The 10,039-nt window shown below is 74.7% G+C and carries 10 protein-coding genes and 1 pseudogene; 7 read left to right on the top strand and 4 right to left on the bottom strand.

What is annotated here, in order from left to right; genetic code table 11:
- Positions 1–18: 18 nt before the first annotated feature.
- Together hisN and B5D80_RS32130 are read left to right on the top strand one after the other, a co-directional pair.
- A complete protein-coding gene (gene hisN, locus B5D80_RS32135; protein WP_088647683.1) occupies positions 19–837 on the top strand; it encodes a histidinol-phosphatase in 819 nt (272 codons plus the stop codon).
- A 59-nt stretch (positions 838–896) separates the two neighbouring features.
- Positions 897–1,858: pseudogene (locus tag B5D80_RS32130) on the top strand (hypothetical protein).
- On the opposite strand, the gene B5D80_RS32125 reads toward B5D80_RS32130, so the two are convergent.
- Complete coding sequence (locus B5D80_RS32125; RefSeq protein WP_088647681.1) at positions 1,824–3,137, bottom strand: glycosyltransferase; 1,314 nt, start codon at positions 3,135–3,137, stop codon at positions 1,824–1,826. The pseudogene B5D80_RS32130 and the gene B5D80_RS32125 sit on opposite strands and share 35 nt — an antisense overlap.
- A 254-nt stretch (positions 3,138–3,391) precedes the next feature.
- Between B5D80_RS32125 and B5D80_RS32120 the strand changes: the two genes are divergently transcribed.
- From B5D80_RS32120 to B5D80_RS32110, 3 genes are all read left to right on the top strand, one after another.
- Positions 3,392–3,577 carry a hypothetical protein gene (locus tag B5D80_RS32120; protein ID WP_144081835.1) on the top strand — a complete coding sequence of 62 codons (186 nt, stop codon included), beginning with the start codon at positions 3,392–3,394 and terminating at the stop codon, positions 3,575–3,577.
- Positions 3,574–4,356, top strand: coding sequence for an ATP-binding protein (locus tag B5D80_RS32115; protein WP_245855119.1), 783 nt, complete (start codon positions 3,574–3,576; stop codon positions 4,354–4,356). The genes B5D80_RS32120 and B5D80_RS32115 overlap by 4 nt, the downstream gene beginning before the upstream one ends.
- 73 nt (positions 4,357–4,429) lie before the next feature.
- Positions 4,430–5,002 (top strand): DUF5709 domain-containing protein, encoded by a 573-nt coding sequence (locus B5D80_RS32110; RefSeq protein WP_088647679.1) that lies wholly within the window; start codon positions 4,430–4,432, stop codon positions 5,000–5,002.
- 2 nt (positions 5,003–5,004) lie between these two features.
- Here the strand turns inward: B5D80_RS32110 and B5D80_RS32105 are convergent, their stop codons facing one another.
- Together B5D80_RS32105 and macS are read right to left on the bottom strand one after the other, a co-directional pair.
- Positions 5,005–5,673, bottom strand: a complete 669-nt coding sequence (locus B5D80_RS32105; protein ID WP_088647678.1) for a response regulator — start codon at positions 5,671–5,673, stop codon at positions 5,005–5,007.
- A complete protein-coding gene (macS, locus tag B5D80_RS32100) occupies positions 5,670–6,800 on the bottom strand; it encodes a MacS family sensor histidine kinase (RefSeq protein ID WP_088647677.1) in 1,131 nt (376 codons plus the stop codon). Before macS ends, B5D80_RS32105 begins: the two co-directional genes overlap by 4 nt.
- A 121-nt stretch (positions 6,801–6,921) precedes the next feature.
- Here macS and B5D80_RS32095 point away from each other — a divergent pair, with 121 nt between their 5' ends.
- Positions 6,922–7,356 (top strand): ATP-binding protein, encoded by a 435-nt coding sequence (locus tag B5D80_RS32095; RefSeq protein ID WP_088647676.1) that lies wholly within the window; start codon positions 6,922–6,924, stop codon positions 7,354–7,356.
- A gap of 66 nt (positions 7,357–7,422) precedes the next feature.
- On the opposite strand, the gene B5D80_RS32090 is transcribed toward B5D80_RS32095, so the two are convergent.
- A complete protein-coding gene (locus tag B5D80_RS32090) occupies positions 7,423–8,361 on the bottom strand; it encodes a ribose-phosphate diphosphokinase (protein WP_088647675.1) in 939 nt (312 codons plus the stop codon).
- Positions 8,362–8,424: 63 nt separating this feature from the next.
- Between B5D80_RS32090 and glpK the strand changes: the two genes are divergently transcribed.
- Entirely contained in the window at positions 8,425–9,909 is a 1,485-nt protein-coding gene (gene glpK / locus B5D80_RS32085; protein ID WP_088647674.1) for a glycerol kinase GlpK, read from the top strand.
- The last annotated feature ends 130 nt before the right edge of the window (positions 9,910–10,039 follow it).

Here is a 10,039-nt window from a genome sequence, read left to right as displayed (position 1 = left end):
GGGGGTTAGGGTTTCGGGGTGACGGGGTATGCGGGTGACATCGATCTTGCTCATCGGCTCGCGGATGCCGCCGACGCCATCTCGATGGCCCGGTTCCGGGCACTGGACCTGCGGGTGACGGCGAAGCCGGACCTGACTCCCGTGTCCGACGCGGACACCTCCGTCGAGCGGGAGATCCGGGCGCTGCTGGCCCACCACCGGCCGGACGACGGACTGCTCGGCGAGGAGTACGGCGAGCAGCCGGCCACCGGCCCGCACGACCGGCGGTGGGTGATCGACCCGATCGACGGCACCAAGAACTTCGTCCGGGGCGTGCCGGTGTGGGCCACCCTGATCGCCCTGCTGGAGGGGGACCGGCCGGTGGTCGGGCTGGTGTCCGCCCCGGCGCTCGGCAGGCGCTGGTGGGGCGCGGGCGGCGTGGGGGCGTACGCGGGGCGCGACGCCGCCTCCGGCGAGCCGATCCGGGTCTCCGGGGTACGCGACCTCGCCGACGCCAGCTTCTGCTACTCGTCGCTGACCGGGTGGGAGGCGGCCGGCCGGCTGGACGCGGTGCTCCAGTTGATGCGCGACACCTGGCGCAGCCGCGCGTACGGCGACTTCTACGGCTACATGCTGCTGGCCGAGGGGGCACTGGACGTGATGGTGGAGCCGGAACTGTCGCTGTGGGACGTGGCCGCGCTGGTGCCGATCGTGACCGCCGCCGGGGGCACCATGACCACCCTGGAGGGCACCCCCGCCCCTGGTGGGACGGCATCCGGCGAGATCAGCGCGATCGCCACCAACGGGCCGCTGCACACCGACGTGCTGTCCCGGCTGGGTCGGCCAACCGCGCGCTGAACGCGACGGCCCTCTATTCTCGCCTGGTGGTGTCCTCCGGTTGGTGCTTCCTCGCGGCGATGATCATCGCGTACGGCTTCGCCAACATGCTCCAGTCGGTGGCCGCCGCCCGCACGACCGTGCACCACACCTTCGACCCGGGGCTGCTGCTGCGGCTGGCCGGGCACCGGACGTACCTGATCGGGCTGCTCTGCCAGGTGACCGGCTTCGTGCTGGCCTTCCTGGCCCGGCGCGACCTGCCGTTGTTCCTGGTGCAGGCGAGCGTGGCGGCGGGGCTGGGGGTGACCGCCCTGCTGGGGGTGGTGGTGCTCAAGTGGCGGCTGCCCGCCGCCGAGGTGGCGCTGCTGGTGTTGCTCTTCGCCGGGATCACCGCGCTGGTGCTCTCCGCCCAGCCGGCCCCCTCCAAGGGGCTCGGCACCGCCGGCCTGGTCACCCTGGCGCTGGCGCTCGGCGGGATCGGACTGCTCGGCTTCTTCGCGGTACGCCTGCACGGGGCCCCCGGCTCGGTGGCGCTCGGCTCCCTGGCCGGGCTGGCGTTCTCCGCCGCCGCGGTGGCCGCCCGGCCGCTGGCCTCCGCCCCGTCGGCCGAGGCGTTCGTCCGTGACCCGCTGCTCTACCTGCTGATCGCCCACTCGCTGGTGGGTCAGTTGCTGCTCGGCCTGGCGATGCAGCGGGGCTCCACGACGGCGGCCGTCGCCGCGATGGACGCCGCTGGGGCGGTACCCGCCGCCATCGTCGGCCTGCTGCTGCTCAACGACAAGATCTGGCCGGGCCGGGAGTGGCTGGCCGCCGTCGGCTTCCTGATCACCCTCGCCTCGGTCATCGGGCTCACCCGGTACGCCGCACCCCAGCACCACCACGCGGTGGCCCGCACCCCGGAACGCGCCATGGTCGGCGCGGTCCCCCGGGCCTGAGCCCGACGGGCCGGCACCACACGAAGGCCGGCAGCACCCGACAGCCGGGTTCGGCGATGGCGGAGGAGCTGGTCAGACGCCGACCGGGCCGGTGGTCGTCCCCGTGACCGGCGTCTCGACCTCCACCGTCACGGCGGCGTCCCGGCCGGCCGGCGGCTCGGCCTCGACGTCGACCGGCACCGTGTCGGGCACCTCGACCGGGGTACGCCGGCCCACCACCCGCTCGTAGAGCCGTTCCAGCGCGCCGGCCGTCCGCTCCCAGGTGTAGCTGCACCGCACCCGGTCCACCGCGGCGTGCCCGTAGGCGAACCGGCCGGCGTTGTCGGCGAGCAGCCGGCGAAGTGTCATGCCCAGCGTGCGGACGTCGCCGGGGGGCACCAGCCGACCGGTGACCTCGTCGACCACCGCGTCGGCGATGCCGCCCACGGCGTAGCCGACCACCGGCACCCCGCAGGCCATCGCCTCCAGCGACACCCGCCCGGCCGCCGAGTAGTGCGGGGTGCAGGCGACCACGTCGGCCGAGCGGTACCAGGTGGCGAGCTGGTCGTGCGGCACCGCGCCGACCAGGGTGACCTGGTCGGCGACCCCGGCCCGCTCGGCCAGCTCGCGCAGCCGCCGGGCCTCCGCGTGGGTGGCCAGCTGGTCGGCCGGCGGCCCACCGGCGATCACCAGTTCCGCGTCGCCGACCAGCCGCATCGCCCGGATCAGGTCGTCCTGGCCGTGTCCCGGGGACAGCCCGCCGACGGACAGGATGCGGGCCCGCTGGTCGCGGGGGGCGGCCTCGCCGTCGGGGTGGAACCGTTCGACGTCCACCCCGGTCGGCACCATCGCCACCGAGGAACGTTGCAGCCCCATCCGGGTCAGCTCGTCGACCTCGTCGGTGCACTGGGCGACGGCGACGTCCACCGCCCGGGTGAGCGCGCGCTCCAGCGGGATGCGCTCGCCGGGGCCGTCGTACTCGCGGCCGAGGTGGCGGCGCTGCTCGACGCCGAGCGAGTGGAAGGTCTGCACCACCGGGATGTCCGTCTCCCGGACCGCGTGCGCGGCGGCCAGGCCCCCGATCCAGTAGTGCCCGTGCACCACCTCCGGCGTCCACTCCCCCGCCCACCGGTCGGCCAACCAGCGGCCGAACTCGGGCACGTGCGGGACCAGGTCGGCGGTGACGGTGGGGCGGGCCGGGCCGACGGGCACCCGTTCCACCCGGTACCCGTCGATCTCGACGCTCGCCGGCAGGGCCGGGTCGTCGCGGCGCTCGTACACCCGCACGTCGTGGCCGCGCCCGGCCAGCTCGCCGGCGACCCGAGCGACGTGCTCGTGGGTGCCGACGGGTGGTCCTTCCGCGTGCCGGGACGACCCGGCGTGCGCGCAGACGAGGCCGACGCGCATGGTGCACCTCCATGCGATCTGCGAGGGATGGTCTCCGGTCAGAGCGTCCCATTAACCGGGGCCCCACGAGCCGAAACCTCGCAGATCGGAAGCGGTCAGCGGGCCGGCGGGCCGGCTGTGGGGCACCCCACACCGACCCGGGCCGGTGCCGGCCTGACCCGGGGTGAGCTGCGGCCGACCGGAGCGGTCCCGCTGATCAGTGGCCGCGCGGCGGCATGAGCCGGCCCGACCGGGGGTACCGAGCGGGAATGCCGATGACCCGTACCCCCGCCGTCGCCGCCGTGGTGGTCGCCGGCGTCAGCGGCGGGTCCGACGCCATCCTGACGCCGCGCCGCGCCCGGCCCGGCGTCGCCGGGGCGACCACCGCCCGGCCGCACCGGGCCTCCCGGCCGTCCGGCACGACGACGCGCCCGGCCCGCGCCGATCGGGGGCGACGGTGACGAGCCGCGCCGACCTGCCGAACCCGGGGACGGTCCGGCACCCCCGGGCGGGCTGCCAGGTGGTCGCCGACGACTCCTCCGCGCTGGTCCGGCTCGCCGGGACGGTGGAGCCGGACGACGTCGACCGGGTCCGCGACGCGCTGCTCACCCGGCTCGTCGACCGGCCCGGTCCGATCGTGGTCGACCTGGCCGGGCTGCGCGCCGGTGGGGCGACCGCCGGACAACTGCTGGCCGGGGTACGCCGGGCGGTGCGCGACTGGCCCGCCGCCGACCTGCTGGTGGTCGACCCGAGCGGGATGGTCGCCGACGGGGACGCGACCGGACTGGCGGTCTACCCGAGCGAGGCCGAGGCGATGGCGGCCCTGGCCCGTACGCCGATGGCGGCGGTGCTGACCGAGGAGCTGACGCCGACGGTCGGGGCGGCCCGGTGGGCGCGGGAACTGGTGACCGACGGTTGTGCCCGGTGGGGTGTGCCGGAGCTGGCCGAACCGGCCTGCATCGCGGTCACCGAGCTGGTCAACAACGTGGTGGCGCACGTGTCGACCCCGATGACGCTGCGGTTGGCCGCGCAGGGCGACACGGTGCACCTGGCGGTGCGGGACCGCTCCCGGCGGCAGCCCCGCTACGTGGGGCCGGCCCCGCTCACCTCGGCCGGTGGCCGGGGGCTGCTGCTGATCGACACGGTGGCCCGGCGCTGGGGCAGCACCCTGCTCCCGGACGGCAAGGTGATCTGGTGTGTGCTGCACACCGAGGACGAGTCACACTGGCACCACGACTGATTGCCGCCCTTTCGTCCCGATCCGGCGAGCGGGACCCGGTTACCCGGGCCGTGCCAGTGGGTAGTGCTCAGCCATGCGCGACGACGAGTTCCCGACCCCCGTGTCCGACCCCGAGGCGCTCGGCCTGCCCGACACCGCCGACGACGACTCGACCGCCGACGACGACGTGCTGACCGGCCGGGAGGCCGACGGCCCCGACCCGGCCCAGCTGCCCGGCGACCGCACCCCGGTGGCCGTCGACCACTTCGGCACCACGGCCGACGAGCAGCTCGACGGCGAGTCGTTGGAGTACAAGCTCGACCGCGAGCAGTACGAGCGGCGGGCCGACGACCCGCTGGCCGGGCCGGTCGACCCGGACATCGCCGCCGAGGCGGAGAACGAGGAGGCCGCCGCGCAGGCCCAGCTCGACGCCGACGTGCTCGACCCGGGCCCCACCTCGGACCCGAACTCCCCGGTCTCGCTCTACGACCACGGCCAGCTCGGCACCGTCGCCGACGCGCAGGTGGGCCGGCTGGTCGAACCGGACGAGGGGGCCCGCACCGACCAGGAGACCGACAGCATCGCCTACGACGCGGGCGCGGCCGGCGGCGGCGCGAGCGCCGAGGAACTGGCCGTCCACGAGACCCGGCCGCCCGAGGCGCACTGACCTCAGTCGTCCAGGCCCCGCTCGATCGCGTAGCGGGTCAGCTCGACCCGGTTGTGCAGCTGGAGCTTGCCGAGCGTGTTCTGCACGTGGTTCTGCACGGTGCGGTGCGACAACCCGAGCCGCCCGGCGATCTGCTTGTAGGACAGCCCCTTCGCCACCAGCCGCAGCACCTCGGTCTCCCGGTCGGTGAGCCGGGGTGCCGCGCCGGGCCCGTCGTCGCCGGACCCGCCGGCCGGCGGGTCCGCGGCGAGCCGCCGGTACTCGCCCAGCACCAGCCCGGCCAGGCCCGGGGTGAACACCGGCTCACCGGCCGCCGTCCGGCGTACCGCGTCCAGGAACTCCGCCGGGGCCGCCGACTTCAGCAGGTAGCCGGTGGCCCCGGCCTTCACCGCGTCCAGCACGCCCTGCTGCTCGCCGCTGGCCGACAGCATCAGCACCCGGACCCGGGGCAACGCGGCCCGCAGTCCCTGGATCACCTCCACCCCGGAGATGTCAGGCAGTTGCAGGTCGAGCACCACCACGTCGGGTCGGGCGGCGGCGGCCACCCGGACCGCCTGGCGGCCCTCCCCGCTGGTCGCCACCACCAGGTGCCCGGCCTCGGTGAGGTCCCGGGCCACCCCCTCCCGCCACATCGGGTGGTCGTCGACCACCATCACCCGTACCCCGGTCATCGGTTCCTCCTCGGCACCATCAGTTCGATCTCGGTGCCCTCCCCCGGCGTCGAGATGATCCGCACCTCGCCGCCGAGGTCGGTCATCCGTCCCCGGATGGCCTGCGCCACCCCCAGCCGGCCCTGCCGGGCCGCCTCGACCAGCCGGCCCTCCGGGATGCCCGGCCCGGCGTCACGCACCGACACGGTCACCGTGTCGCCCTCGTCCTCCACGAGCACCCAGGCCCGCCCGTCGGCGTGCCGCCGCACGTTGTCCAGGGCCGCCGCCGTCGCGGCGGCCACCTCCCGGGCCACCGGCGCGGGCAGCGGCACCGGGGTCGCCGGGGCGGAGACCTGCACCGTCGCCGAGGCGTACCCGGACAGCAGGGACCGCAGGTCGACCTCGCCGACCGGGTCGACGGGGGACGTCGGCGGGGCCCCGGAGATCAACGCGCGTAACGCCACCTCCTGCTGGCCGGCGAGCCGGGCCAGCTCACCGGCCTCCCCGTCGAGGTGCGCGCCGCGCCGCTGGACCAGGGACAGCACCTGGAGCACCGAGTCGTGGATGTCCCGGGCCAGCCGTTCCCGTTCCCGGGTCGCCGCCTCCAGCTCCACCGCCCGCTGCAACCGCTCCTCGGTGCTCACCGCCAGCCGGGCCACGTGCCCCACCACCGCACCGGCGAGCAGCAGCAGGATCGCCCCGGTCAGCGAGGACGGGCCGATCCGGCCCCGGGTGGCGAGGTCCGTGCCGCCGATCAGCAGCGCGGCCACCGTGCCGCGCCGCCGCCCGCCGGAGACCGCCCAGGCCAGCACCGGGCCGGCCAGCCAGGCCACGGCCAGGGCGGGCACCCCGGCGGCCAGCGCCGGGCGTCCCACCACCCACGGCGTGACCGCCAGGATCGCCAGGACCACGCCGAGGTCGGCCAGGAGCAGCGGCCAGCGCCGGTTGGCCGGCCGGGCGTACCCGACCGCCGTCACCCCGGACCAGGCCAGCATCACCAGCAGTACGCCGCCCGCGGCGACCGGGTGGGCGTACCGGCCGCCGTCGCGCAGGACCAGCAGGCCGACGTACGCCAGCGAGGCGAACCGGAAGACCGCGACGGACCGCCACAGCGGGTCGGCGAAACCTCCCGGCGGGGACGACGGCATGGCCGCCACGATGCCACAGTCCCCTGGTCAGCCGGCCGGGCCGGTCGGTGCGGACCGGAGAACCCTGACGTGCGGTAGAAATAGCGTGAAAAACTCCGAGATCGCTGTCGGGACAGGGCCCATGACGAACGCAGAACTTCCCACACCGCGTACGGTGGTGCCCATCGAACCTTCCCTTCTCATCGCCGAGGCGTTCGACCAGGCACAGGTGACCGAGCTGAGACACTCGGTCAGTTCCTGCGCGCACGCGGCCGGCCTGGCCGGGCAGCGGCTCGACGACTTCGTGCTGGCGGTCAACGAGCTGATCACCAACGCCGTCCGGCACGGCGGCGGCCGGGGCTGGCTGCGGCTCTGGCGACGCCCCGGCGAGTTGGTCTGCGAGGTCTCCGACCACGGCAGCGGCATCAGCGAGCAGCGGCTCGACGACCGCAGCCGGCCCGCCCCGGACACCGCCGGCGGCTGGGGGCTCTGGCTGGCCCGGGAGCTGAGCGACGCGATGGAGGTCGAGAGCGGCTCGGCCGGCACCACCGTACGGATCAGCGCCGCCGCCGGCTGACCCGCCGCCCCTGGTCCGCCCTCCCCTGACCCGCCGACCCGGCCCGGCCCGGCCCGCCGGTGCCGGTCAGCCGAACAGGGCGCTGACCGACTCGCCGTTGTGGATGCGGCGCATCGCCTCGGCCAGCGCCGGGGCCACCGAGAGCACCGTCAGCTTCGGCACCCGCTTGTCCGCCGGGATCGGCACGGTGTTGGTGCAGACGATCTCGCGTACCCCCTCGACGGCGGCCAGCCGGCTCAGCGCGCCGCTGGAGAACAGGCCGTGGGTGCAGGCCAGCCGGATCGACCGGACGTTACGTTCGTGCAGGTGGCCGATCAGTTCGACCACCGTGCTGCCCTTGGCGATCTCGTCGTCCAGCACGATCACGTCCCGGTCGGCCACCTCGCCGATCACCGTGCTGATGGTGACCCGGTCGTCGCTGAACCGCTGCTTCGCCCCGGCCGCGACCGGGGTGCCGAGCATCCGGGCGAACGCCGCCGCCTCCTTGGCGTTGCCCAGGTCCGGCGAGACCACCACCGTGTCACCCAGGTCCCGCCCCCGGAAGTGGGCGGCCAGCTCCCGCAGCGCGTGCAGGTGGTCGACCGGGACGCTGAAGAAGCCGTGCACCTGCGGCGAGTGCAGGGTCATCGCCAGCACCCGGTGGGCGCCGGCCGAGGTGAGCAGGTCAGCCACCAGCCGGCCGCCGATGGAGATGCGCGGCGCGTCCTTCTTGTCCGACCGGGCGTACGCGTAGTGCGGCAGGACCACGGTGATCCGGCCGGCCGACGCGCCCCGGGCAGCGTCGATCATGAGCAGCAGCTCGACCAGGTTCTCCTGCACCGGCGGCACCAGCGGCTGGATCAGGAACACGTCCCGCTCCCGGCAGTTCGCCTGCAACTGCACCTCCAGGCAGTCGTTGGCGAACCGGGACACCCGCACCGGGTGCAGCGGCACCCCCAGGTGGGAACAGATCTCGGCGGCGAGGTCGGGATGGGCGGTTCCACTGAACACGGCGATGTCGCGCACGTCTGGAGATCGTACGGAGCCGCCGTGGTTCTCCGGAGCGCGCCCGGCCGGTACGGTGCCGAAATGACCGGAGAGTACGTCGCCGCCATCGACCAGGGCACCACCTCGTCGCGGTGCATCGTCTTCGACCGGGCCGGTGAGATCGTCGCCGTCGCACAACGCGAGCACCGGCAGGTCTTCCCCCGGCCCGGCTGGGTCGAGCACGACGCCGAGGAGATCTGGGCCAACGTCGAGCGGGTGGTCCGCGACGCGCTCGCCGACGCCGGCACCGGCCCGGACGGGTTGGCCGCCGTCGGCATCACCAACCAGCGGGAGACCACCGTGGTCTGGGACCGGGCCACCGGCCGGCCGGTCGCCAACGCCGTCGTCTGGCAGGACACCCGTACCGGTCCGCTGCTGCGCGAGCTGGCCGACTCGTACGGCGAGGAACGGCTGCGCGCCCGCACCGGGCTCACCCTGGCCACCTACTTCGCCGGCCCGAAGCTGCGCTGGCTGCTGGACAACGTCGACGGGCTGCGGGAACGCGCCGAACGGGGCGAGGTGCTGTTCGGCACGATGGACAGCTGGCTGATCTGGAAGCTGACCGGACGGCACGTCACCGACGTCACCAACGCCAGCCGGACCATGCTGATGGGCCTGGAGACCCTCGACTGGGACCCGGAGCTGCTCGACGCGCTGCGTGTCCCGGCCGCGATGCTGCCGCAGATCCGCAGCTCGGCGGAGGTCTACGGGACGGCCCACGGGGTGCTCGACGGGGTGCCGGTGGCCAGTGCGCTCGGCGACCAGCAGGCCGCCCTGTTCGGGCAGACCTGTTTCCAGCCCGGCGAGGCGAAGTGCACCTACGGCACCGGGAGTTTCCTGCTGCTCAACACCGGGGCCAGCCCGGTGCCGTCCAGCCACGGCCTGCTGACCACGGTGGCCTACCGGATCGACGGCCAGCCGGCCGCGTACGCCCTGGAGGGGGCGATCGCGGTGACCGGTTCGCTGGTGCAGTGGCTGCGGGACAACCTCGGGTTGATCTCCTCGGCCGCCGAGGTCGAGGAACTGGCCGCCACCGTGGACGACAACGGGGGCTGCTACGTGGTGCCCGCCTTCTCGGGGCTGTTCGCGCCGCACTGGCGTAGCGACGCCCGGGGGGTGATCGCCGGGCTGACCGGCTACATCACCAAGGGGCACCTGGCGCGGGCGGCGCTGGAGGCGTCGGCCTGGCAGACCCGCGAGGTGGTCGACGCGATGAACGCCGACTCCGACGTGGCGCTGCGCCGGCTGCGGGTCGACGGTGGAATGACCGCCAACGGGCTGCTGATGCAGTTCCTCGCCGACGTGCTGGCGGTGCCGGTGGTCCGCTCCCGGATCACCGAGACCACCTGCCTCGGCGCGGCGTACGCGGCCGGCCTGGCGGTCGGCTTCTGGCCCGACCTGGCCACCCTGCGCGCCCAGTGGCGTTCCGACGCGCAGTGGGAGTCCCGGATGGACCCGGCGCACCGGGAGCGGGAACTGGGCCGGTGGCGCAAGGCGGTCGCCCGCACGCTCGACTGGGTCGACTGACCGGCCGGCAGCCCGTCGGTCGATCGGTGTCCGTCGTACCGACCGATACGATCGGTCGGGGGGATGCCACATGCAGACAGTCGGTCCGTACGCGCTGCACCGCAAACTCAGCTCGTGCGAGTTGGGCGAG

The sequence above is a fragment of the Micromonospora wenchangensis genome (assembly GCF_002210435.1).
Taxonomy (GTDB): Bacteria; Actinomycetota; Actinomycetes; order Mycobacteriales; family Micromonosporaceae; genus Micromonospora; species Micromonospora wenchangensis.
The sequence above is the reverse complement of the archived record's forward strand: the minus strand, read 5'-3'. Positions and strand labels throughout refer to the sequence as shown.

Coding starts and splice junctions, on each gene's coding strand:
- B5D80_RS32125 (WP_088647681.1), bottom strand. CDS start 3,137: ATGCGCGTCGGCCTCGTCTGCGCGCACGCCGGGTCGTCCCGGCACGCG.
- B5D80_RS32120 (WP_144081835.1), top strand. CDS start 3,392: ATGACCCGTACCCCCGCCGTCGCCGCCGTGGTGGTCGCCGGCGTCAGC.
- B5D80_RS32110 (WP_088647679.1), top strand. CDS start 4,430: ATGCGCGACGACGAGTTCCCGACCCCCGTGTCCGACCCCGAGGCGCTC.
- B5D80_RS32105 (WP_088647678.1), bottom strand. CDS start 5,673: ATGACCGGGGTACGGGTGATGGTGGTCGACGACCACCCGATGTGGCGG.
- macS (WP_088647677.1), bottom strand. CDS start 6,800: ATGCCGTCGTCCCCGCCGGGAGGTTTCGCCGACCCGCTGTGGCGGTCC.
- B5D80_RS32095 (WP_088647676.1), top strand. CDS start 6,922: ATGACGAACGCAGAACTTCCCACACCGCGTACGGTGGTGCCCATCGAA.
- glpK (WP_088647674.1), top strand. CDS start 8,425: ATGACCGGAGAGTACGTCGCCGCCATCGACCAGGGCACCACCTCGTCG.